Source organism: Bradyrhizobium sp. T-12, from assembly GCF_058314695.1.
The window spans coordinates 6,020,398-6,044,069 of the sequence record NZ_CM177756.1; the positions used below are offsets into that span (position 1 = coordinate 6,020,398).

Below are 23,672 nucleotides of genomic sequence, written 5' to 3' on the forward strand. Positions count from 1 at the left end.
GGGGCACGGAAATTGCGGAACGCGACGCAGGCGAATCTTGGGCAGGTACTGCAATCCGGCGGCATCAAGCTCGGCCGGACCCAGCTCGACCGACTGGGCTGGCTGGTCGGCCAATACGGTGCGCCGGCGCTCGATGGCGTCGCGGACGGGCAGCACAACGGCGTCGCTATTCTGAGGGAGCCACTGAGCGGCGCGGCGGCCGAGCTGTTCTACCGTTCGCTCAGTCCCGCCTGCGCGGTCGTCATTCCCAGAAGCGAGAATCCCGGCTTCGACTTCCTCAAGTCCAAGCTGACCGAATTCGGCACCGTCGGCCCCTGCGGCGCCGACGGCCCGCACGAGATGTGGTGGGGCGGCATCGGCTGGTCGAGATTCCTCGCCGCCGCCGACGCCTCCACGCCCCGGCCGCGAATCGTCTCCTGCCATCCGCGCGGTGTCGACGCGGCCGCGTCCCTCCGCCTCCGTCATTCGCTCGAACGCCTGCAGCTCGATTGTCATATCGAGCCGATCGACACCCAGCTCGACGACCGCCTGCTCTGCTTCGAGAAGGCGGAGTTCATGGTGCGGATGTGGAACAAATATCGCGAACCGCTGCTGTTCGTCGACGCGGGCGCTACCTTGCGCGAGGCGCCGCTGCTGCCCTCCTTCCTCGGCTGCGACGTCGCCTTGCACAAGTGGAATCGCTGGGAGATGTCGGCGCGCACGCTCTATCTCGGTCGCTCCGCGCATGCGGAACGGCTGCTTCGCGCATGGCAGCAGCTTGCGGCCGCCTATCCCGCGATCTGGGAGGGCTATCTGCTGGACCAGGCCTGGAGCCTGACGTCGTCGCAGGTGCCGCTCGATACCGTGTGGCTGCCGCGCTCCTATCACGCGCTGAAGGGCGATCTCGGCGCCTCGCGCGCGACGATCCTGCATGACCAGCAGACGACGACGCTGGAGCTCGGTCCCGATCCCGGCTTCGCGAGCATCGTGCGCACCGCCCGTCGCGCCGGCCGCACCGGCGCCCGCGACGCCTTCATGGTGATGACCTCGAAGGTCGAGACCAAAGGCGGCATCGCCGTGATCCTGCGCGACGTCTCGGCCAGCGACGCGGGTGCGGTCGCCGCGACCGTCGAGGCCGTGACCGGCGCCTACGCCGCCGATTGCGGCGGATACGGCCGGCTCGAGCTGTCGCTCTGCGCCTGGCAGGACGACGTCGGTGCCGCGCGGGAAGCCGCAAGCCTCGCACGTTACCGCATCCTGGAGATCGCGCCGGGACTGCGCATCGCCAGCGACTTCTTCGCGAGCCACGCGTCCGACGATGCGGTCATGACCGCGCGCCAGCTTTTTCCCTAAGGGACCATCACGATGCTCAAGACGATCATCCTGCTCACCGACACCGTGCAACAGCAGCAGCCGCTGGCCAATCTGCTCCGCGAGCATAATCGCGACCTCGTCTTCTGCTCGGCGCTGCGCGCATCGGACCTCAGTGCCATCGACCCTGACGTGCTGAGTGAGGCACGGCTGGTGTCGTTTGCCGCCGACGTCGCCATGCACGAAAAATTCCTGCTCAGGCTCGGGTATGGTGCCTACAAATTCTACGCCACGCCGACACAATATCCGGGCCTGCCGCCGGCGCCCGACGAGAGCGAGGACGATCCGCACTGCTACTCCGTGATCGCGCAGTCGATGACGATCTGGCCGGATTTCAAGAAGGTGGTCGGCCTGGAAACGGTCACGATCCCAGATGGCACCGCTCCTGCCGACCGCGAGCGGCTGGTATTCTCCCGCCTCGCCCATCTGTTCTGGGGCATGTCGCACATGATCGCCGGCGAGGCGACGGACCTCCCAGGGATCATCGGATCCGGCGGCAGCCAGCGTCCGACGCTCGCGATGATGAACTGAGCTAGCGCACGGAGGCGCGAAGCTGCGCCGACAGAGCGTCGCGGTGCTCGGGCGCGGCGATCGCGATCATGCGGCGTGCCCGCTCGGCAAGGCCGGAGCCGCGCAATTCCGCGATGCCCCATTCGGTGACGATGGCGTCGACATCCGCGCGTGGCGTCGTCACCGTCTCGACATCGGCGACGATCCGGCTGGTCCCGTCGGGCGCCGTGGCGGGCAGCGCGATGATCGCTCGTCCGCCGGGCGACGCGTTGGCGCCGCGCACGAAGTCGAGCTGACCGCCGATCGCGCCGATCGCAACGCCATTCAGCGTCTCGGAATTGACGCTGCCGTCGAGCCCGACCTGCAGCGCCGAGTTGATCGCGACCAGGCGATTGATCCGCGCCAGCACGTCCTGGCCGTGCGTGTAGGACGTCGGTCGCACCGATACCGCCTCGTTCTCGTGCACGAAGCGGTAGAGCCGCCGCGTACCGATCACCTGATTAGTGACCGTAGTTCCGGCATCGATCCCCTTCTCTGCATTCGTCACCGCGCCGCGTTCGATCAGATCGACGACGGCATCGTTGATCAGGCCGGAATGGATGCCGAGATTGCGCACATGGGATAGCGAGGACAGGATCGCGTCCGGAATTCGGCCGACACCGAACTGCAGCGTGCTGCCGTCGGCGATCAGGCTTGCGGCATGGGCGGCAATCCGACGCGAGACGTCATCGAGCGGCGGTGAGACCAGTTCAACGGGAGGCCGGCGCGCGGTCACGCGCAGATGGATCGGCACCTCGGCGGGCCATTCCGCTCCAAACGTGAATGGCGCATCCGGGTTGATCTCGGCGATGACGAGACGCGCGCCGCGCGCGGCGTCGATGACATAGTCGTTCGACAGGCTGGCGCTCAAGCGGCCGTCACCGGCTTCAGCAAGCTGCACCAGAACGACATCAGCCCTGTGGCGTCGCGCGGCGAAGTCGGCGCAGAAGGCGCTGTAGTTGCTCGGGATCACATCGAGCCGCCCTGCCCTGGCGAGCCGCCGTGCATTGCCGATCACGCCGTAGCTCTGGAACGCCACGTTGGGGGCGCAAGCCACGGGGAACGTGTCGGAAAAGATCGGCCCGACCATCATGCGGAAGGCCGGAAGTCGCGCGGCCTGGTGCATCAGCGCCTGCGTCAGGGTGACGGGCTCCGCCGTCGCCTGCCCGCAGACGACGAGATCGCCCTCGCGGATCAGGCCGGAGAGATCGATCAGCGCCGAAGGTTCGGGGATCGCCATCTCAGCCCATCGGCGTGAGGCGCTTGGAGGACTCAGCCAGCAGCGTGCGCAGCTCGGTCTTCACAATCTTGCCGTAGCTGTTCTTGGGAAGCTCAGCGGTGAGGTAATAATGCTTCGGCCGCTTGAAGCGCGCGATCCACGCATTGCAGACCTGATCGAGTTCGTCTCGCGTGACTGCCTTGCCCGCGACGGGAACGACGACCGCCACGACCTCCTCGCCCCATTCCGGATGCGGCCGGCCGATCACGGAGACTTCGGCGACGGCCTCGTGCCGCAACAGCACTTCCTCGACCTCGCGCGGATAGATGTTGGTGCCGCCGGAGATGATGACGTCCTTGGAACGGTCCTTCAGCGTGAGGAAGCCGTCGGCATCGAAGGCACCCATGTCGCCGGTGTAGAGCCAGCCGTCGCGCAGCGTATTCGCGGTCGCCTCCGGATTCTGCCAGTAGCCGGACATCACGGTATCGCCGCGCACGATGATTTCGCCGATCGCGCCCGCGGCAACATCGCGTCCGGTCTCGTCCACGGTGCGCACCTGCACGACGCCTTGGGCAATGCCGACCGAGGCGAGGCGCTCCTCATAGCGCGGATGACCGGCGGCCGCATGCATGCGCTTCGGCAAGTAGGTGATGGTCATCGGCGTCTCGCCCTGGCCATAGATCTGCGCCAGCTTCGGGCCAAACACGCCGAGCGCCGCCTTGCAATCGGCGACATACATGGGGCCGCCGCCATAGATGATGGTCTTCAATCCCGGTGCGTTTGCACCCGCCGCCTCCGCCGCGACCGTCAGGCGCCGCACCATGGTGGGCGCGGCGAAAAAGGAGATGTTCTCGCGCTTCGCCGTCAGGTCCAGAATTTCGTCCGGCTCGAAGCGGCCGCTCTCCGGAATGATCTGCGCGCCCATGCCGAGCACATGCGGCACCATATAAAGACCTGAGCCATGCGACATCGGCGCGGCGTGCAGCAGCGCCTCGCCCGGGACGATCGGATTGATCTCGGCGAGGTAATTCAGCGACATCGCCAGCAGATTGCGATGGCTGAGCACGGCGCCCTTGGGGCGACCGGTGGTGCCGCTGGTGTAGAAAATCCAGGCGGGATCGGTGATGGCGACATCGGCGATGGCGATGCCATCGGCCTTTTCCAGCGCGCGGTGCTCGCCCGAGCCGATCTCGACGATGAGCGGCTTGACCGTCGCGAGCGCCAGCGCCTCCGATGCAATGCTCGCCATGTCCTCGGTCACGAACACGAGCGCCGCGCCGGAATTGTCGAGAATGAACGCAACCTCGCGCGGATGCAGTTTTGCGTTGATGGGAACGGCGACCAGGCCCGCATGCCAGCAAGCGTAGAGGCAGGCGACATAGTCCGGCACGTTCTTCATCAGCAGCGCCACGCGATCGCCCTTGGCGAGGCCGAGGCGTTGCCGCAGCGCGCCCGCGAGCGATGCCACCGTCGCGGCGAGCCGGCCGTAATCGGCGACCGGCGTCAGACCCTTGAGCAGGGCCGGCGCGGAGGCGTCCGCTTTGGCGGCACGCAGCAGATGATGAGCGAGGTTCACTGCGATCCCCCTGAAGGCTAAGCCTAATACGACTTGGCGAGGCCTAGCACCTTTTCCGCGATGAAGCTCAGCGCGAGCTGCGGGCTGACCGGCGCGATGCGCGGGATCAGCACTTCGCGCAGATAACGCTCGACGTGGAACTCCTTGGCATAGCCGAAGCCGCCATGGGTCATCACGGCCTGCTCGCAAGCGTGGTAGCCGGCTTCACCGGCGAAATACTTCGCAGCATTGGCGCCGGCGCCGCAGGGCAGGCCCTTGTCGTATTGCCAGGCCGCCTGCATCACCATCAGCCAGGCCGCCTCCAGCTCGACCCAATTCACGGCGAGCGGATGCTGGATGCCCTGGTTCTTGCCGATCGGACGGTTGAACACGACCCGCGTCTTGGCGTATTCGGTCGCGCGCGACAGCGCCAGCTTGCCGAGGCCGACCGCTTCCGCCGCGATCAGGATGCGCTCGGGGTTCATGCCTTCAAGGATGTACTGAAAACCCTTGCCTTCTTCGCCGATCCGATCCTCCATCGGAATTTCAAAGTCCTCGAAGAACAGCTCGTTGGAATCGACGATCTTGCGGCCCATCTTCTCGATCTCGTGGACCTTGATCCTGTTGCGGTCGAAATCGGTGTAGAACAGGCTGAGGCCGTGGGTCGGCGAGCGCACCTCTTCCAGCGGCGTGGTGCGCGCCAGCAGCAGGATCTTATGCGCGACCTGCGCGGTCGAGATCCACACTTTCTGGCCGTTGACGATGTAACGGTCGTTCTTGGCGACCGCCCGCGTCTTGAGCTGCGTGGTGTTGAGGCCGGTGTTGGGCTCGGTGACGGCAAAGCACGCCTTCTCGCGGCCCTCGACCATCGGCGGCAGCATGCGCTTGCGCTGCTCCTCGGTGCCGAACACGACGACGGGATTGAGACCGAACACGTTGATGTGCACCGCGGAGGCGCCGGACATGCCGGCCCCTGATTCCGCGATGGTGCGCATCATGATCGCAGCTTCGGTGATGCCGAGCCCCGAGCCGCCATACTCCTCGGGCACGCAGATACCCAGCCAGCCGGCGTCCGCCAGCGCCTTGTGGAAATCGTGCGGGAAGCCGCCGTCGTGGTCCTTCTTCAGCCAATAGGCATCCGGAAAGCCTTCGCAGATTTTTGCGATGGCATCGCGAATGGCTTCCTGCTGATCGGTGAGCGCGAAATCCATGTTCTTTGATCTCCTTCTTGGGAGCCGCGAGCTCCGTTCCTAGCGCCCCATCTGCGAGGGCAGCCAGAGGATGATAGACGGAAACGCCACCAAAATCGCGATCGCGATCAGATGCGCGATGAAATGCGGGAAGGTGCCGTGGAACACTTCCGCCACCGGCCGCTTGGCGTAGCGGGCGACGATGAAGCAGTTGAGGCCCACGGGCGGCGTGATCATGCCGACCTCGGCGGTGACGATCTTGATGACGCCGAACCAGATCGGATCGAAGCCAAGCGTCTTGATCAGGGGCAGCACGATCGGCACGGTCAGCACCAGGATCGCGATCTGGTCCATGAACGAGCCGAGCACGATGTAGCCGAACAGGATCAGCGTGATGATCACCCAGCGCGAGGTCTGCAACGAACCAATCCAGGCGACGAGATCCTGCGTCACATGGGTGAGCGTGAAGAAATAGCCGAAGATCGAGGCGCCGACGAGGATCGTCACGATCATGCAGGTGCCGTGGCAGGCGCTGAGCAGCGCCTTGTACAGCGATCCCGGCGTCACCCTCCCCTTGGCGATGGCCAGCAGCAGCGCGCCCGCAGCACCAAGTGCGGAGGCTTCCGTCGGCGTCGCCACGCCGAGATAGATGGTACCGGTGACGAGGGAGAACAGCAGCGCCATCGGCCCGACCTGCCACAGCAGCGAAAAACGCTCGCGCCAGGACACGGGCTCGATGCGCGGCGCCCGCGACGGATCCTGCCAGACCAGGAAATAGATCGTCGCCATGATGGTGGCGGTGACGAGCGCTGCCGGAATGATGCCGCCGATCAGGAGCTGCCCGATATTGACCTCTGCGAGCAGGCCGAAGATCACCAGCGCCACGCTGGGCGGGATCAACATCGCCAGCGTGCCGGAGATCGCGACGACGCCGGCCGCCATCTTCGGCTCATAGCCCTGGCGGATCATCGCCGGAAGACTGGTCGACGACAGTGTCGCGGCCGATGCCGTCGAGGTGCCGCAGATCGCCCCAAAGCCGGCCCCGGCCAGAGCGGTCGCCATGCCGAGCCCGCCGGGGATCCGGCCAACCCACGCGGAGGCCGTCTTGAACATGTCGTCGGCCACGCCGGACAGCAGCACGAGGTCCGCCATCAGCAGGAACATCGGGATGGTGATCAATTCATAGGACGACACCGTCGAGAGCGGCGCCGTCTGCAGAATGCCGAACAGCGTGCCGGTGCCGCCGACCATCAGCAGACCGACCGAGCCGGCGAATCCCATGGCGAAACCGACCGGCGTACCGATCGCCAGCAGGACAAAAAGCAATCCAAGCACGAGGATGACTGTCATCGCGGCCGCCGTTATTCGAAGGAATGGGCTTCGCCGGCCTCGTTGACAGGCGGCAGGGGAAATAGATCACGACCCGAGACGAGGCTGAGGACATTGCCGACGAGCTGCAGCGCCAGCCGCAGCACCAGCACGCCGCAGCCGAACGGCACCAGCGCGGCCGAGATCCAGGTCGGCCAGGCAATGGCGCCGGCCAGCACGTCGTGCTGCTCGTAATTCTCCAGCGCGCGCTCGAACCCGACCTTGCAGATCAGAGCGAAGACGAACAGGCCGGTGAGTGCGGTGACGATCTCCGACAGCCTCCGGCCCCCGGCGGGAAAGCGCGAGAGCAGGATGTCCACGCCGACATGCGCATGCACGCGCAAGGTATCGGACAACGTCAGGAAGAACACGGCGGCCAGAAGGTAGAGCCCGATCAGGTCGTAGGTGAAGGAGAACGGGCTGTTCATGACGTAGCGCATGAACACGTCGGCCACCACCAAGGCCATGATCGCAAACAGAGCGATCGCGGCGATCACCGTCAGCGCGCGCTCCAATACGCCGAGCACGTCCGTCGCCCGCTTGATCATCGCTCTCCCTTTCCGCTCGATCCTGTAGGCAGCGCCCCTGCGGCGCTACTTCGCGCCACTCGCCGCGAGCAAACCTTCGAACTCCTTCAGCGCGGCGGAAGCCTGCTTGCCGCGGCTGTCGAGCCCGGCTGCCCATTCCTGCGCGACGCCCTTGAGCTTCTCTTTCATCTCCGCGCGCGTGGCATCCGGGAGCGCGGTGAAGCCGATCCCCTCGTCCTTCATCTTCTGCCGTGTCGCGTCCTGCTCCTTGTCGACGTCGGCGCAGGCCTTCGGCGTGATTGCTTCCGACGCGGCGTCCATCGCCTTCTTCACATCGTCGGGCAGCTTGTCCCAGACCGATTGATTGATCGAGTAGGCAACGATGAAGCTGCCGAAGCTGACGCCGTCGGTCGCGTATTTGACGAGCTTGTCGAGGCCATAGGCGACGACGCTGTCCATCGGGAACAGCAGCCCGTCCATCGTGCCGCGCGACAGCGATTCATAGGCATCGGGCGCGGCCATGCGCACCGGCACCGCGCCGAGCGTACGGACCGTCAGATCCTGCGCACCGCCGGTGGTGCGCAGCTTCAGCCCCTGCATGTCCTTGATGGTCTCGACCTTCGCCTTGGCGGTCCACACCTGATAGGGCGGCAGCACCACAGCCATCAGCAGCTTGATCTTGTTGGGCGCATATTCCTGCTTGGCGAGGATGCCTTCCCGCGCCGTTTTCCAATAGGCCAGCGTGCCCTGGCAACTGGTCTGGAAGGCGCCCGGCAATTGCGCGACCTCGGACAGCGGCATCTTGTCGGAGACGTAGGACGGCCCGATGTAGCCGATGTCGACCACGCCGGACTGCGTCAGCCGCAGCATGTCGGTGGCCTTGCCGATCTGCTGGTTCGGATAATGCGTGAACGTCACCGCGCCGTTGGTGCGCTTGGCGACATCGTCCATCCAGGGCTTGAGCATCAAACGAACGAGATAGTGGTCGGCGGGGAAGCTGTCGGCGACCTTCAGCTCCAGCGCCTGCGCCTGCAATGTCGAGACCGGCAGTGAAAATGCCAACGCGGCGGCCGCCCAGACCCAATTCCTCTTCATTCGCCTTCTCCCTGACGCGCCCTCACGCCGACGGCGGCAGCCATTTTGCTGCCGGTCGCTTCGGCCTCACTTCTTGCTTGAGAAGTTTGTACATATATGTGAATTTATATGTCAAGTATATGAACTAAGCATGGGCCTATGCGGCTGTTGGCGAAGCCCACGAATTGACATGCCCGTTTTCTGAACACTAACTCCACGTATATGAACTCTCACGCGAGGCCTCATGGGACCGCTCGCCGGCTTCACCATTCTCGACCTGACCTCGGTGTTGATGGGCCCTTACGGCACACAGGTGCTGGCCGACATGGGGGCCGACATCATCAAGGTCGAAAGCCCCGAGGGCGACATCGTCCGCCAGATCGGTCCCGGCCGCACGCCCGGCATGGGCGGGATGTTCCTCAATGCCAATCGCGGCAAGCGCAGCATCGTGCTCGATCTCAAGAAGAAGGAAGGCCGCGACGCGCTGCTAAGACTGGCGAAGCGCGCCAATGCGCTGGTCTACAATGTGCGCCCGCAAGCCATGGCGCGGCTCGGCCTCGACTACGAGAGCCTCCGCGCGGTCAACCCCGCGCTCGTCTATGTCGGTGCGTTCGGCTACGGCCAGTCCGGTCCCTACGCTGCAAAGCCCGCTTATGACGATCTGATCCAGGGCGCGGCGACCATCCCGACACTGCTGGCAGCCGCCGGCGACGGTACGCCGCGCTACGTCCCCGTCACCATCGCCGACCGCATCGTCGGGCTGATGATGGTCAATGCGATCATGGGCGGGCTAATGCACCAGCAGCGCACGGGTGTGGGCCAGCGCATCGACGTGCCGATGTTCGAATCGATGGCGGAGTTCGTGCTGGTCGATCATCTCGGTGGCCTCACCTATGACCCGCCGCTCGACCATGGCGGCTATCCCCGCCTGCTGTCGCGCTACCGCCGGCCCTACAAGACCAGCGACGGCTATCTCTGCGTCCTCATCTACAACGACAAGCACTGGCGCAGTTTCTTCGAGGCGATCGGGCAGCCGCATTTCCTCGATCAGCCGCGCTTTGCCAACCACGCCGCGCGCACGAAGCATATCGACGAGATCTATGAGGAGATCGGCCAGATCTTCACCACGCGCACCACCGCGGAGTGGCGAGAGCTGCTGGAGCGCGCCGACATTCCGGTGATGCCGATGCACACGCTGGAGAGCATCCTGGACGATCCGCATCTCAATGCGGTCGACTTTTTCAAGACGGTGGACCACCCCGTTGAGGGGCGCATCCGCCAGATGCGCGTGCCCTCCACCTGGAGCGCAACCCAGCCGGAGCCAGCCGGCCCCGCGCCGACGCTCGGCCAGCACGGCCGCGACATCCTGCATGAGGCGGGCTTCTCGACTGAAGAGATCGACCAGCTCGCAGAGCAGAAGGCAGTTCACCTGGCGCCGCTGCCGTAAGAAGCGGGGGGGGCGCCGGCAAAAATAAAGACACAGGGAGGAAACCGCGATGGCCGGACTTTATTTCGAAGACTTTTCCGTAGGCCAGGAGTTCAGGCATCCGCTGACCCGGACCGTCACGGAGATGGACAACACCATGTTCAGCCTACTGACGCTCAACCCGCAGCCGCTGCATATCGACGCGCATTTCGCCGAAAAGACCGAGTTTGGGCAGCGCATTTTCAACAGCCTTTACACCCTCGGCATCATGATCGGCATGACGGTCTATGATACGACCATGGGCACCACCGTTGCCAATCTCGGCATGACCGACGTCACGTTTCCAAAACCGGTCTTCCATGGCGACACCTTGCGGGCGACGACGAAGGTGCTTTCGTTGAGGGAATCCAAATCGCGCCCGAGAGCGGGCATCGTCGAGTTCGAGCACCATGCCTTGAACCAGAACGACGAGATCGTCGGAAAATGCCGCCGCATGGCGATGATGCACAAGAGGCCGGTCTGATGCGTTCGATGCTGTTCGTGCCGGGCGATTCCCCGCGCAAATTCGAGAAGGCGAGCGAGGGCAACGCCGACGCGCTGATCATCGACCTCGAGGATTCCGTCGTCGCCGAGAAGAAGCCGGAGGCGCGCACCCTGACGCTTTCGATGCTGAAGAGCCGCCCCGGCCCGCACCAGCTCTATGTCCGCGTCAACGCGCTCGACACCGGCATGACGCTGGCCGATCTCGCCGCGGTGCTGCCCGGCAGGCCCGACGGCATCGTGCTGCCGAAATCACAAGGCGGCGACGACGTGCGGCGGGTCGCAACCTGGCTCGAAGCGCTGGAGGCGGCATCCGGCATCGCGGCCGGCACGACGCGTATCATCTGCGTCGCGACCGAGACGGCCAGCTCGATCTTCGGCCTCGGCAGCTACAAGGGCTGCTCCCCCCGCCTCGCCGGCCTGATGTGGGGCGCGGAAGACCTCTCGGCTTCGCTCGGCGCCACCGAGAAAGCCTCCGGTGGCGTGTTCCACAGCCCCTATCGCCTCGCCCGCGATCTCTGCCTGATGGCCGCGGCCGCGGCCGAGGTCGTGCCGATCGACACGGTCTATACCGACATCGACAACCTCGCCGGCCTGGAAGCCGAAACGCGCGCCGCGCGGCGCGACGGTTTTTCCGCCAAGGCCCTGATCCATCCCAAGCATGTCGATGTCGTCAATGCGGCGTTCGCGCCGACCGAGGCCGAACGGACCTGGGCGGAGAAGGTGATCGCGGCGTTCGCGAGCAATCCGAATTCCGGCACGCTGCGGCTCGACGGCCAGATGATCGACAAGCCGCATCTTCGCGCCGCGAAGAAGATCCTCGGCCAGCCCTAGAGCCCAGTTCCGATGGAAGCGGAACTGGGCTTGAAAACGCTCTAGATCAGGACGCAAAGCCCGCCATGATCGTTCGCCAAGCCGCAAACGTCCTGGAGATCATGGAATTCTTCGCGCAGGCGAGGAAGCCGGCGACGCTTGCGGAGATCGCCGATCATTTCGGCTGGCCGCGCTCGTCGACCTTCAACCTTCTCACGACGCTGTCGGAGAAGGGCTATCTCTACGAGCCGCGGCCGCGCGCCGGCTTCTATCCGACCCCGCGCTGGCTGGCGATGGCGCGGATGATCTCGGAGGTCGAGCCCCTGCCGCAATGGACGCATCAGCTGATCGCCGATCTCTCCGCCGAGACCGGCGAGACCGCCTCGATCGTGGCGCCGGCCGGCGTGATGGCCGTGTTCATCGACGTCGTCGAATCCCAGGCCGCGATCCGTTATTTCGCGACCATCGGCCATCGCGTGCCGATCCATGCAACGGCCAGCGGCCGCTCGTTGCTGCTGCAATATTCGCAGGAAGAGCGCGACTCCGTCTATCGCAAGATCGAGTTCAAGCAATACGGCCCGTCGACGCCGATCAGCATCGAGGCGGTCGAGACCGAGCTGCGCAACTCGATCGCGCGCGGTTACTGCCAGAGCTTTGGCGATTACAGCCGCGATCTCGCCGGCGCTGCGATCCCGTTGCCGGTCGGCGACCGCCGTCTCTCGGTCGTCGTCGCCGGCCCGGAATTCCGCATTGGCCCCAGGGTCGACGAGGTCGCCGCGCTGATCGCGCGCACGGTCGATCGGCTGCGGCCGAAGGCGCCGGCTTGACGCTGCGGTCTCAGTCGAAACCTTGAACGGGCGGCGTCGAACTCTGCGCCGGTACGGCAGGCGCGGCTTGAACCGGCGGCGGGGCCGGATTGGCGGCAGCTCTCATCTGGCCATTGGCCTCCATCGCCTGGCGCATGCGCGGTTGGTTCCTGGCCGCGGCCGCGCGACGCGGCGGCGGCCGATGTCCTGCCGAGCGCGAACCTCTCACGCCCCACGATCGCGCGATCGAAGGTCCCGCGGTGTACCCGATCAAGGCGCCCGCGACCGCACCGACCGGTCCCAGCACGACCGCGCCCGACACCGCGCCGAGCGCCGCGTCCCCCGCGCGCTCCTGCGCAACCGCGCTCACGGGCACTAAGGCCAGCAATGCGACAGCAGTGATCAGAGCTTTGGTCATCGGAGAGTCTCCCTCACGGGAAACCACTCCTGCTCAAATATGGCCGCACGAGGTTCACTTGCCGGCCAACAAATGGCAATTGCCGGGTGGAACCGGGCGTCGGGCGACGGTGGCACTCCTTCCGCCAGTGCGCACGGCGTGGATGGCCGGGACGAGCCCGGCCATGACGATGTGGAGACCAGGTTGCCGCAAATCGCTCAAACGCGATCGTCCGGCCGCACAGGGAGGGCGAAAGCAGCTACACGATCTTGATCGACATATCCGGCAAGCCTTCGAGCTTGCACAGCAGCACGTCGCCCTTCACGACGGGACCGACATTTTCCGGCGTGCCGGAATAGATGATGTCGCCGGCTTTCAACTCGAACGCTTCCGACAGCTTTGCGATCTGCTCGGCCACGCTCCAGATCATCTTGCTGAGATCCGAGTTCTGCTTGACCGTGCCATTGACCGCCAGCGAGATCGCGCCCTTCTCGAAATGGCCGGTCTTGCTGGCGGGGTGAATCGGGCCGAGCACCGCGGCGTGGTCAAAGCTCTTGCCGATCTCCCAGGGCTTCTTCTCCGCGGCCATGCCGTTCTGAAGGTCGCGCCGGGTCATGTCGAGGCCGAGCGCGTAGCCATAGACGTGGTCGAGCGCCTTATCGACCGGGATATTGGTGCCGCCGGATTTCAGCGCGGCGACCAGTTCGACCTCGTGATGATAGTTCTTGGTCAACGACGGATAGGGATGATCGGCGACCTCGCCGACCGCGACGTTCTGGATCGCGTCGGTCGGCTTCTGGAAGAAGAACGGCGGCTCGCGGTTCGGATCCGAGCCGCGCTCGATCGCGTGTGCCGCATAATTGCGCCCGATGCAGTAGATGCGCCGGACCTGGAACACCTCTTTCTCGCCGACGATCGGGATGGTCACCATCGGTACCGGAAAGATCGGCTTGGGCCCTGCCTGCGCTGCGGCCGGAACGACGTCGGCCATGGTTGCCGCGGTCGCGACGGCGGCGGTTGCAAGCAGATCGCGTCGCGTCGGTGAGGTCCGTTTCATCTCGGGGGCTCCCTTCCTTGTCGTTGGGCCGCGTCAGGCGCGCCGCTCCGGCTGATAGTCGATCTTCAGCGTACCAGCAACAGGAACGCCGCGGTGCGGGCTTCAAACATCTTGACAGCTGCTTCGCGCTGAATATTTTTTCGTCGAGAAAGCACTTTCTCACCCTCGAAAATCAAAGGATCCAAAGCGACCGTCTGGAGAGACGACGATGCTCGATGAGAATTTGGCCCTGATACGCGCGCACCGCAACAATATTCACCGCTATCGGCGGCTGCTGAAAACAAGGCTGTCGCGGCTGGAGCGCAATTTCGTAGAGCGGCGCCTCGCGGAAGAGAAGTCGGCGCTCGATGCGCTGACCGCGGCGACCTTCCCTGTTGACTTCCGCGCACCCGGGGTGCCGGCCGAGGTGATGGGGGTGGCGCAATGAACAGTCAGCGGGCACTGCTCATTCGCGGCAGCGAAAAGGTGATCGGCCATTACGAGCTTCTGCTCGCGAGCGCCAAGACCGAGCATGAGCGCGAGCTTTATCAGCAGCGCATCGAGCGCGAACGTCGGCTGATCCGCGACCTGCAGGACGAGCCGGATTACCGCGCCGCCTAACTTGCTCCGCCTCTGCCGTTTGCGGGGGAGTCGGAGGCCCCCTCCCCAACCCTCCCTGGCGAGCGGGAGGGAGCGCACCTCCGTCATCGCGGCAATTGAGCCTCACCCCGTCATGCCTTAGCGAACGAGGCGATTGGGACCTGCGAGCGCACTGCTTGATTGGTTCGCCGGTGCCACCCGCACGGTCGCGGTGAGCGGTGTGCCATTGCGCAACAGATTGAGCCTCACCTCCTCGCCGACACGTGCCAGGCCAATCGTATTGCGGAGTTGTGCGGCGGTGCGGATCGGACGCTCGTCGGCAGCGGTCACGACGTCACCCTTGCGCAGGCCGGCCCTTTCAGCGGGCGAGTCTGCAGCGATCTCGGCGATCACGGCGCCCTGGGTCAGTCCCTTGTTGATCGACGGATGCAGGTCTTTCAGAGAGACACCGATGCGGCCGCGCTCGACGCGGCCACTCGCGACGATCTGCTCCATCACCTTGCGCGCCATGTTGACCGGAATGGCAAAGCCGATGCCGACATTTCCGCCGGCAGGCGAGATGATCGCCGAGTTGATGCCGACCAGCTCGCCGCGCAGGCTGACCAGCGCCCCGCCGGAATTGCCTGGATTGATCGCAGCATCGGTCTGGATGAAATCCTCATAGCCCTGCTTGCCGAGGCCGGTGCGGCCGAGCGCGCTGACGAGGCCCGATGTCACGGTCTGCCCGAGCCCGAAGGGATTGCCGATCGCGAGCACGAAATCGCCAACGTCGAGCGCATCGCTGTCGCCGAAGGGCAGCGCCTTGAGGCCCGTAGGGTTCTGGACCTGGAGCACGGCAACGTCGGTCGGCGGATCGCGTCCGACCACCTTGGCGGAGAACTGCCGACCATCCTTGGTCGTGATCTGAACGGCAGACGTGCCTTCGACCACGTGATTGTTGGTCAGCACGTAGCCGCGCTCGGCATCGACGATCACCCCGGAGCCGGTCGCGTTCACCTCCTTTTCAATCTGCCGGGGAACGTCGAAGAACTCGCGAAACAAGGGATCGCGATAGAGCGGGTTGTCCTCGCGCACGCGGCCGTGCACGGAAATGTTGACCACGGCGGGTGTCACCCGGCGCACCAGGGGCGCCAGGGTCGGCACCGAGCCGCCGGTCTTCATGTCGGGGATTTGGCCGGCAGCAGGCTGTGACGCCATGAGCGTCAGCACCAGCACCGCCAGCAAGAGCGGACGCACAGCGTTCATCTTTTTTCCTGCCGCCTTGTATGGATATCGGAGAACGTGGTGGCTCACTCGCCGTCGCGTGACGCGGCGATCCAGCCTTGCATGGCGAGGAACGGAGCGGCGAAGGTCGCCGAAACCTGGCCGAGCAACACCAGTCCCAGAACAGTCTGCGTGAGCATCATGGATGATGCCCCTCAGCGGCGGCCCAGGGCCGCCGCTGCCGCATCGGCACGCCGCCGCCGCGCGGCGGATCGTCATTGTCGTTGTCGCCGTCGAGCTTGCGCAAGCAGGCCAGGATATCGGCGAGCCGGACCGTGTGGCTCATCCCGGGGATCTCGCGTAAGCCGGGACAGGATTCGACCGCGTACATGTCGGATGCCCAGGACGACAGGATGATCCGCTTCTCCGGCGGAGAGAGCTCCTCAGCATTCAGGACATCGTCAGGCGAATCGTAATGGGCTGCAGGGTAAAACAGCGGATTGAGAGTCCCGGCATTGCTATTCACGTTGGTCATTTCTGAACCTCCCCTCATGCTCCTTTCCAAGGGACGTGCTTGTTGACGACGAGACGGCGGCGACAATCGCCGCCGTCCCGCCTGATGCTGTTGGTCGCAACAGCGAGAGCTTAAGCCGCTTTCTTCTGCTCGATCTGCGAGGCCGCAGGCGCGGCACCCGTGATCGGAATCCGGCGGGGCTTCATGGCTTCCGGAACCTCGCGGACGAGGTCGATGATCAGCAGCCCGTCCTGGAACGAGGCCTGCTTCACCTGGACATAGTCGGCAAGGTTGAACACGCGCCGGAACGGCCGCGCAGCGATGCCCTGGTACAGATATTCCCGCGCGGCGGTCTCGGGTTTCCTGCCCTCGATCGTCAGCGCGTTCTGTTCGGCCGTCACCGTGACGTCGCTGGCGCCGAAGCCCGCCACCGCGAGGCTGATCCGGTAATGGTCCTCGCCGGAGCGTTCGATGTTGTAAGGGGGATAATTGTCCTCGGTCGCCTGGCGAAGCGTGCTGTCGACGAGGTCGGCCAGGTGATCGAAGCCGATGGTGGAACGCCACAGGGGCGCGAAGTCGAAACTGGTCCTCATAACCAAGTCCTCCTGAGAGCAAGATGGATACGAAGGAGCGCAGGACAGGATCCCAGACGAGGTCCGAAGCCGGCCCGGCGCCCGCACCGGACCCGATCTGGCGTCCGGCACACCGCTCTCGCGGCGAAAAACGACTTAGAAAATCAGAAATAGCTTTCAAGGGGCGGTTCAAAAATTTTTAGAGCCCGACAGAGACCCAGACATATTCGCCATTGACAAACTAATTCGCTTATATCTAACTTTTCTAGGACCAGCCCGCCGCGCCACGCGGCCAATAAAGAGAGAGGAAACAACCATGAGAGGGCTTCTGGCCTGCGCCATGCTCGCGGCCATGACTTCGACTGCCATGACCACAGCGGCGACCGCGCAAGTCTCCGACGACGCGGTGCGGATCGGCGTGCTGACGGATCTGTCGAGCTGGGGCCGTGACAATTCGGGGCCGGGCTCGGTCGAGGCGGCAAAGATGGCGGTGGAGGAATTCGGGCCGACCGTGCTCGGCAAGCCGATCGAGATCATCAGCGCCGACCACCAGATGAAGACCGATGTCGGCGTGCAGATCGTGCGCGGCTGGTTCGACAACGGCAAGGTCGATGCCGTCGTCGACATCCCCAATTCCGGCATCGCGATCGCCGTGCACAACATGGTGCGCGAGCGTAACAAGATCGCGCTGCTTTCAGGTCCGGGCGCGAGCTCGCTGACCGACGAGCTGTGCAGCCCCAACACCGTGCATTTCACCTACGACACCTATGCGCTGTCGAAGGTGACGGCCTCAGCCGTGATCAAGGAAGGCGGCAAGTCCTGGTACTTTATCACCGCCGACTACGCCTTCGGCCAGCAGCTCGAGAAGGACGCGACGCGCTTCATCAATGAGATGGGCGGCAAGGTGCTCGGCGGCGTCAAGCATCCGACCAACACGGCGGACTTCTCGTCCTTTGCGCTGCAGGCGCAGAGCTCGAAAGCCGACGTCGTCGCCTTCGCCAATGCCGGCCAGGACACCGACAACGCGATCAAGCAATCCGGTGAGTTCGGCCTCGTGCAGGGCGGCCAGAAGCTGGTTGGCCTCCTGATGTTCGACACCGACGTGCACGCGGTCGGCCTCAAAGCCGCGCAAGGCACTTATATGACGACGGCGTCGTACTGGAACATGGACGAGGCGACGCGCGCCTGGTCCAAGAAGTTCTATGAGCGCACCAAGGTGATGCCGACCATGATCCATACCGGCGTCTATGGCTCGGTCCTGCATTACCTGAAAGGCATCAAGGCCGCTGGCACCGACGATCCCGCCAAGGTGATGGCCAAGATGCGCGAGCTGCCGATCGAGGATATCTTCGTCCACGGCGGCAAGTTGCGCGAGGACGGCCGCGTCATCCGCCACATGTATCTCGCCAAGGTGAAATCGCCCGAGCAATCGAAGGAACCGTGGGACTATCTGGACATCGTCAAGACCGTGAAGGGCGAGGACGCCTTCCGCCCGGTCTCCGAGTCCAAATGTCCGCTGCTGAAGAAGTGAGGTCCAGATGACCGGCACCGAGCATAGCGCAAGCGAAACCTACGAGTGCGATGTGCTCGTGGCCGGATCGGGCTGCTCCGGCATGTCGGCCGCGATCACCGCCCGCTCCCGCGGCCTCGACGTCCTGATCGTCGAGAAGGAGCCGCGCTTCGGCGGCACCACCGCCCGCTCCGGAGGCTGGCTCTGGATTCCCGGCACCTCGCTGGCGAAGGCCTATGGCATCGCGGAAACGCCGGAGCAGGCCCGCACTTATTTGCGGCACGAAGCCGGCAACAATTACGATGCGGAACGCGTCGATGCATTTCTCACGGCCGGCCCCGAGGCGGTGGATTTCTTCACCACCAAGACGGCGCTGCGCTTCGACATGCCGCTGGTGTTTCCCGACTATCACGCCGAGGCGCCCGGCGGCGCGCAAGGCGGTCGCTCCATGGTGACGCGTCCGTTCGACGGCCGCGAGCTCGGCGACCTCATCAAGTCGCTGGGCATGCCGCTGCCCGAGCTCACCGTGTTCGGCATGATGCTCGGAAGCGGCAAGGAGATCATCCACTTCATGCGCGTGACGAAGTCGCTGACCTCCGCGGTCTACGTCGCCAAACGCCTGTCGCGACACCTCATGGACGTGCTGCGCTATGGCCGCGGCATGACGCTGACCAACGGCAATGCGCTCGCGGGGCGCCTCGCCAAATCCGCGCTCGACCTGAAGATTCCGATGTGGCTGTCCTCGCCCGTGCGCGAGCTGACGGTCGAGAACGGCGCGGTCACCGGCGCCATCGTGTCGCGCGAGGGACGTGAAGTCCGCGTTCGCGCGCGACACGGCGTCGTACTCGCCTGCGGCGGTTTTCCGCACGACGTCGAGCGCCGCAAAAAGATGTTTCCGCACGCGCCGACCGGGAACGAGCATTATTCGCCGGGGCCCACCGGCAACACCGGTGACGGCCTGCGTCTTGCGGAGCGCGCCGGCGGGCATGTCGAGGACCGCCTGCCCAACGCGGCAGCCTGGGTGCCGGTGTCGCTGACGACGCGCAAGGACGGCTCGAAGGGCGTGATGCCGCATTTCATCGACCGCGCCAAGCCCGGCGTCATCGCGGTGATGCGCGACGGCAAGCGCTTTGCCAATGAGGGCAACTCCTATCACGACTTCGTCCAGGCCATGATCAAGGCGGCCAAGCCCGGCGAGGAGATCGCGGCCTATCTCGTCTGCGATCACAAGACGCTGCGCAAATATGGCCTCGGCTGCGTGCCGCCCTTCCCGATGCCGCTGGGTCATCACCTCGAGACCGGCTATCTCATGCGCGGCGATACGCTGGAGGCGCTGGCGGCGAAGACCGGCATCGATGCCAGGGCATTCGCCGAGACGGTCAGGCAGTTCAATGCGACCGCCCCGCAAGGCCATGACGCCGCCTTCGGCAAGGGTTCGAAGGCCTATAATCGCTACCAGGGCGATGCCATGCACGGGCCCAATCCCTGCGTCGCGCCAATCGAGAACGGGCCGTTCTATGCCATCAAGATGGTGGTCGGCGACCTCGGCACCTATGCCGGCATCGTCACCGACGCGAATGCGCGGGCGCTCGATGCCGAGGGACGGGTGATTCCCGGGCTCTATGCCGCCGGCAACGACATGGCGAGCATCATGGGCGGCAATTATCCCGGCGCCGGTATCACGCTTGGGCCCGCGCTGACCTTCGGCTACATTGCCGGCCGTCATCTCGCCGACAACGCCGCCAAGCGCGACGCGGCTTAAAGCCAAGCGCATCGGAGGCGCATGAAGAGAGAAAGCCGCGGCATCCAGTCCATCGAGGTCGGCGGAGAGCTGCTACGCGCGCTCGCCCGCAGCGGCGAGCCGATGATGCTGCGCGATCTCGCGCGCGAGGCCGGCATGACGCCCGCCAAGGCGCACCCTTATCTTGCCAGCTTCTCGCGCATCGGCCTGATCGAGCAGGACGAGAACACCGGCCGCTACGAGATCGGCGCGCTGGCGCTGGAGCTCGGACTGATCAGCCTGCGCCGGCTCTCCGGCGTGCACATCGCAAGGCCGAAGATCGCCGCGCTCGCGAGCCAGATCGGACATGCGGTGTCCCTCGCCGTATGGGGCACGCACGGCCCGACCGTGGTCCAGCTCGAGGAGCCGGCCCAGCCGGTCCACATCGTCATGCGCGCCGGCTCGGTGATGGCACTGCTGGAGACCGCGACCGGCCGGGCGTTTGCGGCCTTCCTGCCGGAGAAGACGATCAACGCTGCGCTCGAGAGCGGCCTCGACCGTCACGGCGTCGGTTACAATCCCAAGCGCGCGGTGAAGGGCGCCAAGGTCGCGGAGATGCTGACCGAGGTGCGCAAGCACGGCCTCGCCCGCGCGCTCGGCGATCCCCTGCCCGGCGTCAACGCGTTCTCGGCCCCCGTGTTCGACCATTCCGGTCACGTCGCACTGGTCATCACCGCGATGGGGCCGGAAGGTACCTTCGATGCGCGCTGGGACAGCCCGATCGCCCATGCCCTGCGCGATTGCGCCGGCGGCATCTCGAAGCGGCTGGGTTACGGGATCACCGCTGCCGCGGAGTGAGTGCCTCTACTTCTCCTTCACCGGCACGGTGTAGTTCAGGATCAACCGCCCACCGTCCGGATAGATCGTCTGTCCCGTGATGTAGGAGGCATCGTCACTCGCGAGGAACGCGACGACGGAGGCCACCTCGCTCGGCTCGCCGCCACGGCCCGCAGGCGTGCGGGACATCACGGTCTTGCGGGCATCCTCGGAGGTATAGATCGACGACGCCACCATGTCGGTCAAAATCGTGCCCGGCCCGACCGCCACGACCCGGATGTTGTGCGGGGCGAGCGCGACGGCGGCGACCGAGGTCAGCTGCTTCATGCCGCCCTTGGACATCGCATAGGTCGCGAGCGCCGGGATCGCCAGCAGCGCGTTCACCGAGGACATGTTGATGATGACACCGCCGCCACCTTGCGCGATCATCTGCTTGGCCGCGGCCTGCACACCGAAGAACGCACCCTTCAGGTTGATGCCGATGATCTCGTCGAACTCCTCTTCGGATATCTCCAGGATGTCGCGGTTGCGAGCGACGCCGGCATTGTTGACCATGATGTCGAGCCGGCCGAATTCCTTCACGGCGGTGGCGACGAGCTGATCGACATCGGCACGCTTGGCCACGTTGCCGACAACGGTGCGCAGGGCGTCCGGGCGGCCCAACTCGGCGGCCGTCGCGGCAAGACCCTGGGCATCGACGTCGGAGATGACGACCTTGACGCCGTCGTCCAAAAATCTCTTCGCACAGGCCTTGCCGATGCCGCGCGCCGCGCCGGTGATGGCAGCAACCTTGCCGGATAGTTTCATGGGCTCACTCCAGGACTTGTGACGATGTCGCGGACGCGCTCACGCAAAGACGCGCGGGCGCAGTCCAGCATGAAACCAGGTGATCATGGAATAGATGTCGTAGACGGGCAACCCGACCTCGGCCTGAAGCGCCGCCGCGTAAGGCGGCATGTTGGTGCATTCGAGCACGATGGCGCCGACGTCAGGATTCTTGGCGACGAGCTGCTTGCCGGCCTCGACCACGTCGCGCTCGGCCTGTGCGATGTCCATGTCGTCCTTCTCGGCCTTGATCAGGACGCGAAAGAACTCCTTGCCGTTCTCGGTGCCGACCAGCGGCGTATCGAGCGGCACGCCGGCGCCTTCGAGATGGGCCGGCGTCAGGGTCGAGCCCGAGACCGTGACGAGACCGACGCGCTTGCCCGGCGGCAGGGTCGCCTGCACCCACGGCACCTGCATCAGCGACGAGGTCGCAACGGGCACGCCGACCGCGGCCGCGATCTCCTTCTGGAACAGCGAGAGGAAGCCGCAATTGGTGGTGATGGCTTCGGCGCCCAGCCGCACCAGATCCTTCGCCGCGTCGATGAAGTCAGGCAGCAGGCCGGCCGCGCCCTTCAGCACCACCTTCTCGGGAGAGGCGCCGCTCACCACGCGATAGAGCACGGGGAAAGGCCAGGTCGTGCCGTTGCCCATGTCGCCGGGAATGCGGGGAAAGCGCGCTTCGAGCATCAAGATGCCGAGCGGCGCGCCATAGATGGCCTTGCCGCCACGGGCAATCCGGGATGACGAGTTGGCAGGATAAGTCATGTTGCGACCTCAGAGGAAACGTTCGGGCGCGAAAGGGAGAAGCGGAATTTCAGGCGGCTTGCCGCTGAGGAGCTGCGCGACAAGGCGGCCGGTACGGGCCGAGCCGACCAGGCCGACATGGCCATGGCCGAAAGCATAGACGATATCACGCGAGGCGCGCGCATGGCCGATACAGGGGCGCCCGTCCGGCATGCTCGGCCGATGGCCGAACCACGTCTTGATGCGCGAAGCCGGAATGTCCTTCGGCAGTTTCGGGAACATGCCGAGAAGATGATCGCGCAGGATCTCGGCGCGTTTCCAGTTCGGCGCGGCCTCGAGGCCCGCGATCTCGACGGTGCCGGCGGCGCGCAGGCCCTTGTTGGTCCAGTTCACCACCATCTTGGCGTCAGACGCCATCATCGAGCTGCGCGGACCTGTTTCCGGATTCTCGATCATGACGTGATAGCCACGCTCGGTCTCCAGCGGCAGGACATCGCCGACGGAGGCGGTGAGCTGCTTCGATCGCGCACCGGCGGCAACCACCGCGGCATCGCAAGGTATCTCGCCGGTCTCGGTGACAACGGCGACGAGCTTGTCGCCGTCGAGCCTCAAGCCGGTCGCCTTGGCCCGTACATGCTTGGCTCCGCCAGCGATCGCATGATTGGCGAGCGCTGCAACATAGGCGCCGGGATCGCGGCAGCGGCCGGCCTCTTCCACCACCACGCCAAAGGTGTAGCGCGAATGCAGGTCAGGCTCGCGCTGGCGAATCTCGTCGGCGGAAAGCTCCAGCCATTCGACGCCGACCTTCCGGCGCAGGCGCCAGCCGAGATCATTGTCGAAATTGCCGCGCGAGGGAAACACATGCATCACGCCATTGCGCTCGATCAGCTCGGGGACACCAGCTTCTTCGGCGAGCTTCCGGTGCAGCAGTGGCGCGTCCTTGAGGAGATCGCGTAGCGCGAACGCCGTGGTCTCGACCCGCGCCGGGGTCCACCCCGAGAGCAGATATTTGATCAGCCAGGGCAGCGCCTTCGGCAGATACGACCAGCGGATCGCGAGCGGCCCCAGCGGGTCCATCAAATAGCCCGGCACCTTCTTCCAGATGCCCGGCTCGGCCGGCGGGATCACCGAATGCGACGACAGCCAGCCGGCATTGCCATAGCTTGCCGCCTGCTCGCCGCCGGGCTCGCCCGGATCGATCAGCGTGACGCGGTGGCCCTCGCGCAGCGCCTCGATGGCGCTGATCACACCGACCGCGCCAGCACCGATGATGGCGACATGGCGACCGGCCGCCATC

At 65.3% G+C, this 23,672-nt stretch carries 25 protein-coding genes; 11 read left to right on the forward strand and 14 right to left on the reverse strand.

Annotated elements, in window-relative coordinates; translation table 11 throughout:
* The first annotated feature begins 12 nt into the window (after positions 1-12).
* Both AC0WRY_RS28690 and AC0WRY_RS28695 read left to right on the forward strand, forming a co-directional pair.
* Positions 13-1,332 (forward strand): hypothetical protein, encoded by a 1,320-nt coding sequence (locus tag AC0WRY_RS28690; protein WP_491122041.1) that lies wholly within the window; start codon positions 13-15, stop codon positions 1,330-1,332.
* A gap of 12 nt (positions 1,333-1,344) precedes the next feature.
* Positions 1,345-1,881 carry a hypothetical protein gene (locus AC0WRY_RS28695; protein ID WP_491122042.1) on the forward strand — a complete coding sequence of 179 codons (537 nt, stop codon included), beginning with the start codon at positions 1,345-1,347 and terminating at the stop codon, positions 1,879-1,881.
* 1 nt (position 1,882) lies between these two features.
* On the opposite strand, the gene AC0WRY_RS28700 is transcribed toward AC0WRY_RS28695, so the two are convergent.
* The 6 genes from AC0WRY_RS28700 to AC0WRY_RS28725 are packed head-to-tail and all read right to left on the reverse strand — an operon-like array spanning position 1,883 to position 8,853.
* Positions 1,883-3,139, reverse strand: a complete 1,257-nt coding sequence (locus tag AC0WRY_RS28700; RefSeq protein ID WP_491122044.1) for an acetyl-CoA hydrolase/transferase family protein — start codon at positions 3,137-3,139, stop codon at positions 1,883-1,885.
* A 1-nt stretch (position 3,140) separates the two neighbouring features.
* Positions 3,141-4,694: a class I adenylate-forming enzyme family protein gene (locus AC0WRY_RS28705; protein WP_491122045.1), complete on the reverse strand. Its 1,554-nt coding sequence runs from the start codon at positions 4,692-4,694 to the stop codon at positions 3,141-3,143.
* 23 nt (positions 4,695-4,717) lie between these two features.
* On the reverse strand, positions 4,718-5,884 hold the full coding sequence (locus AC0WRY_RS28710; RefSeq protein WP_080134126.1) for an acyl-CoA dehydrogenase family protein: 1,167 nt from the start codon (positions 5,882-5,884) through the stop codon (positions 4,718-4,720).
* 39 nt (positions 5,885-5,923) lie between these two features.
* On the reverse strand, positions 5,924-7,213 hold the full coding sequence (locus AC0WRY_RS28715; protein WP_211416140.1) for a TRAP transporter large permease: 1,290 nt from the start codon (positions 7,211-7,213) through the stop codon (positions 5,924-5,926).
* 11 nt (positions 7,214-7,224) lie between these two features.
* Positions 7,225-7,779, reverse strand: coding sequence for a TRAP transporter small permease (locus AC0WRY_RS28720; RefSeq protein WP_491122046.1), 555 nt, complete (start codon positions 7,777-7,779; stop codon positions 7,225-7,227).
* Positions 7,780-7,824: 45 nt separating this feature from the next.
* Positions 7,825-8,853 carry a TRAP transporter substrate-binding protein gene (locus tag AC0WRY_RS28725; RefSeq protein WP_491122047.1) on the reverse strand — a complete coding sequence of 343 codons (1,029 nt, stop codon included), beginning with the start codon at positions 8,851-8,853 and terminating at the stop codon, positions 7,825-7,827.
* A 223-nt stretch (positions 8,854-9,076) separates the two neighbouring features.
* On the opposite strand from AC0WRY_RS28725, the gene AC0WRY_RS28730 reads away from it, so the two are divergent.
* The 4 genes from AC0WRY_RS28730 to AC0WRY_RS28745 all read left to right on the forward strand — a co-directional run bounded on the left by AC0WRY_RS28730 (position 9,077) and on the right by AC0WRY_RS28745 (position 12,438).
* Positions 9,077-10,279, forward strand: coding sequence for a CaiB/BaiF CoA transferase family protein (locus tag AC0WRY_RS28730; RefSeq protein WP_491122048.1), 1,203 nt, complete (start codon positions 9,077-9,079; stop codon positions 10,277-10,279).
* A gap of 49 nt (positions 10,280-10,328) precedes the next feature.
* On the forward strand, positions 10,329-10,781 hold the full coding sequence (locus AC0WRY_RS28735; protein ID WP_028160689.1) for a MaoC family dehydratase: 453 nt from the start codon (positions 10,329-10,331) through the stop codon (positions 10,779-10,781).
* Positions 10,781-11,632: an HpcH/HpaI aldolase/citrate lyase family protein gene (locus AC0WRY_RS28740; RefSeq protein WP_491122049.1), complete on the forward strand. Its 852-nt coding sequence runs from the start codon at positions 10,781-10,783 to the stop codon at positions 11,630-11,632. Before AC0WRY_RS28735 ends, AC0WRY_RS28740 begins: the two co-directional genes overlap by 1 nt.
* Before the next feature lie 65 nt (positions 11,633-11,697).
* Positions 11,698-12,438: an IclR family transcriptional regulator gene (locus AC0WRY_RS28745; RefSeq protein WP_491122050.1), complete on the forward strand. Its 741-nt coding sequence runs from the start codon at positions 11,698-11,700 to the stop codon at positions 12,436-12,438.
* A gap of 10 nt (positions 12,439-12,448) precedes the next feature.
* Here AC0WRY_RS28745 and AC0WRY_RS28750 read toward each other — a convergent pair whose 3' ends face one another.
* Positions 12,449-12,835 (reverse strand): hypothetical protein, encoded by a 387-nt coding sequence (locus AC0WRY_RS28750; RefSeq protein ID WP_211416133.1) that lies wholly within the window; start codon positions 12,833-12,835, stop codon positions 12,449-12,451.
* A gap of 238 nt (positions 12,836-13,073) precedes the next feature.
* Entirely contained in the window at positions 13,074-13,871 is a 798-nt protein-coding gene (locus tag AC0WRY_RS28755; protein ID WP_194404123.1) for a fumarylacetoacetate hydrolase family protein, read from the reverse strand.
* Between the two features lie 208 nt (positions 13,872-14,079).
* Here AC0WRY_RS28755 and AC0WRY_RS28760 point away from each other — a divergent pair, with 208 nt between their 5' ends.
* Positions 14,080-14,298 (forward strand): hypothetical protein, encoded by a 219-nt coding sequence (locus AC0WRY_RS28760; protein WP_491122051.1) that lies wholly within the window; start codon positions 14,080-14,082, stop codon positions 14,296-14,298.
* Positions 14,295-14,471, forward strand: a complete 177-nt coding sequence (locus tag AC0WRY_RS28765; protein ID WP_194404124.1) for a hypothetical protein — start codon at positions 14,295-14,297, stop codon at positions 14,469-14,471. The genes AC0WRY_RS28760 and AC0WRY_RS28765 overlap by 4 nt, the downstream gene beginning before the upstream one ends.
* 117 nt (positions 14,472-14,588) lie before the next feature.
* Here AC0WRY_RS28765 and AC0WRY_RS28770 read toward each other — a convergent pair whose 3' ends face one another.
* From AC0WRY_RS28770 to AC0WRY_RS28780, 3 genes are all read right to left on the reverse strand, one after another.
* On the reverse strand, positions 14,589-15,695 hold the full coding sequence (locus AC0WRY_RS28770) for a trypsin-like peptidase domain-containing protein (RefSeq protein WP_491122052.1): 1,107 nt from the start codon (positions 15,693-15,695) through the stop codon (positions 14,589-14,591).
* A 157-nt stretch (positions 15,696-15,852) separates the two neighbouring features.
* Complete coding sequence (locus AC0WRY_RS28775) at positions 15,853-16,188, reverse strand: hypothetical protein (protein WP_491122053.1); 336 nt, start codon at positions 16,186-16,188, stop codon at positions 15,853-15,855.
* A 110-nt stretch (positions 16,189-16,298) separates the two neighbouring features.
* A complete protein-coding gene (locus AC0WRY_RS28780; protein WP_194404127.1) occupies positions 16,299-16,760 on the reverse strand; it encodes an Hsp20 family protein in 462 nt (153 codons plus the stop codon).
* Positions 16,761-17,055: 295 nt separating this feature from the next.
* On the opposite strand from AC0WRY_RS28780, the gene AC0WRY_RS28785 reads away from it, so the two are divergent.
* Genes AC0WRY_RS28785 through AC0WRY_RS28795 form a run of 3 tightly spaced genes read left to right on the forward strand, consistent with a single transcriptional unit; the run spans position 17,056 to position 20,827 of the window.
* Positions 17,056-18,270 carry an ABC transporter substrate-binding protein gene (locus AC0WRY_RS28785; RefSeq protein ID WP_491122054.1) on the forward strand — a complete coding sequence of 405 codons (1,215 nt, stop codon included), beginning with the start codon at positions 17,056-17,058 and terminating at the stop codon, positions 18,268-18,270.
* A 7-nt stretch (positions 18,271-18,277) separates the two neighbouring features.
* A complete protein-coding gene (locus AC0WRY_RS28790) occupies positions 18,278-20,011 on the forward strand; it encodes an FAD-dependent oxidoreductase (RefSeq protein WP_491122055.1) in 1,734 nt (577 codons plus the stop codon).
* A gap of 21 nt (positions 20,012-20,032) precedes the next feature.
* A complete protein-coding gene (locus tag AC0WRY_RS28795) occupies positions 20,033-20,827 on the forward strand; it encodes an IclR family transcriptional regulator (protein WP_491122056.1) in 795 nt (264 codons plus the stop codon).
* A gap of 6 nt (positions 20,828-20,833) precedes the next feature.
* Here AC0WRY_RS28795 and AC0WRY_RS28800 read toward each other — a convergent pair whose 3' ends face one another.
* The 3 genes from AC0WRY_RS28800 to AC0WRY_RS28810 are packed head-to-tail and all read right to left on the reverse strand — an operon-like array spanning position 20,834 to position 23,671.
* A complete protein-coding gene (locus AC0WRY_RS28800; protein WP_211416126.1) occupies positions 20,834-21,613 on the reverse strand; it encodes an SDR family NAD(P)-dependent oxidoreductase in 780 nt (259 codons plus the stop codon).
* Between the two features lie 39 nt (positions 21,614-21,652).
* Complete coding sequence (locus AC0WRY_RS28805) at positions 21,653-22,396, reverse strand: aspartate/glutamate racemase family protein (protein ID WP_194404132.1); 744 nt, start codon at positions 22,394-22,396, stop codon at positions 21,653-21,655.
* 9 nt (positions 22,397-22,405) lie between these two features.
* Entirely contained in the window at positions 22,406-23,671 is a 1,266-nt protein-coding gene (locus AC0WRY_RS28810; protein WP_491122057.1) for an NAD(P)/FAD-dependent oxidoreductase, read from the reverse strand.
* Between the last annotated feature and the right edge of the window lies 1 nt (position 23,672).

Excerpts from the sequence above, each read along its gene's own strand:
- AC0WRY_RS28695 (WP_491122042.1), top strand. The coding sequence starts at position 1,345 with ATGCTCAAGACGATCATCCTGCTCACCGACACCGTGCAACAGCAGCAG.
- AC0WRY_RS28700 (WP_491122044.1), bottom strand. The coding sequence starts at position 3,139 with ATGGCGATCCCCGAACCTTCGGCGCTGATCGATCTCTCCGGCCTGATC.
- AC0WRY_RS28710 (WP_080134126.1), bottom strand. The coding sequence starts at position 5,884 with ATGGATTTCGCGCTCACCGATCAGCAGGAAGCCATTCGCGATGCCATC.
- AC0WRY_RS28715 (WP_211416140.1), bottom strand. The coding sequence starts at position 7,213 with ATGACAGTCATCCTCGTGCTTGGATTGCTTTTTGTCCTGCTGGCGATC.
- AC0WRY_RS28720 (WP_491122046.1), bottom strand. The coding sequence starts at position 7,779 with ATGATCAAGCGGGCGACGGACGTGCTCGGCGTATTGGAGCGCGCGCTG.
- AC0WRY_RS28725 (WP_491122047.1), bottom strand. The coding sequence starts at position 8,853 with ATGAAGAGGAATTGGGTCTGGGCGGCCGCCGCGTTGGCATTTTCACTG.
- AC0WRY_RS28730 (WP_491122048.1), top strand. The coding sequence starts at position 9,077 with ATGGGACCGCTCGCCGGCTTCACCATTCTCGACCTGACCTCGGTGTTG.
- AC0WRY_RS28735 (WP_028160689.1), top strand. The coding sequence starts at position 10,329 with ATGGCCGGACTTTATTTCGAAGACTTTTCCGTAGGCCAGGAGTTCAGG.
- AC0WRY_RS28740 (WP_491122049.1), top strand. The coding sequence starts at position 10,781 with ATGCGTTCGATGCTGTTCGTGCCGGGCGATTCCCCGCGCAAATTCGAG.
- AC0WRY_RS28745 (WP_491122050.1), top strand. The coding sequence starts at position 11,698 with ATGATCGTTCGCCAAGCCGCAAACGTCCTGGAGATCATGGAATTCTTC.
- AC0WRY_RS28750 (WP_211416133.1), bottom strand. The coding sequence starts at position 12,835 with ATGACCAAAGCTCTGATCACTGCTGTCGCATTGCTGGCCTTAGTGCCC.
- AC0WRY_RS28755 (WP_194404123.1), bottom strand. The coding sequence starts at position 13,871 with ATGAAACGGACCTCACCGACGCGACGCGATCTGCTTGCAACCGCCGCC.
- AC0WRY_RS28760 (WP_491122051.1), top strand. The coding sequence starts at position 14,080 with ATGCTCGATGAGAATTTGGCCCTGATACGCGCGCACCGCAACAATATT.
- AC0WRY_RS28765 (WP_194404124.1), top strand. The coding sequence starts at position 14,295 with ATGAACAGTCAGCGGGCACTGCTCATTCGCGGCAGCGAAAAGGTGATC.
- AC0WRY_RS28770 (WP_491122052.1), bottom strand. The coding sequence starts at position 15,695 with ATGAACGCTGTGCGTCCGCTCTTGCTGGCGGTGCTGGTGCTGACGCTC.
- AC0WRY_RS28775 (WP_491122053.1), bottom strand. The coding sequence starts at position 16,188 with ATGACCAACGTGAATAGCAATGCCGGGACTCTCAATCCGCTGTTTTAC.
- AC0WRY_RS28780 (WP_194404127.1), bottom strand. The coding sequence starts at position 16,760 with ATGAGGACCAGTTTCGACTTCGCGCCCCTGTGGCGTTCCACCATCGGC.
- AC0WRY_RS28785 (WP_491122054.1), top strand. The coding sequence starts at position 17,056 with ATGAGAGGGCTTCTGGCCTGCGCCATGCTCGCGGCCATGACTTCGACT.
- AC0WRY_RS28790 (WP_491122055.1), top strand. The coding sequence starts at position 18,278 with ATGACCGGCACCGAGCATAGCGCAAGCGAAACCTACGAGTGCGATGTG.
- AC0WRY_RS28795 (WP_491122056.1), top strand. The coding sequence starts at position 20,033 with ATGAAGAGAGAAAGCCGCGGCATCCAGTCCATCGAGGTCGGCGGAGAG.
- AC0WRY_RS28800 (WP_211416126.1), bottom strand. The coding sequence starts at position 21,613 with ATGAAACTATCCGGCAAGGTTGCTGCCATCACCGGCGCGGCGCGCGGC.
- AC0WRY_RS28805 (WP_194404132.1), bottom strand. The coding sequence starts at position 22,396 with ATGACTTATCCTGCCAACTCGTCATCCCGGATTGCCCGTGGCGGCAAG.
- AC0WRY_RS28810 (WP_491122057.1), bottom strand. The coding sequence starts at position 23,671 with ATGGCGGCCGGTCGCCATGTCGCCATCATCGGTGCTGGCGCGGTCGGT.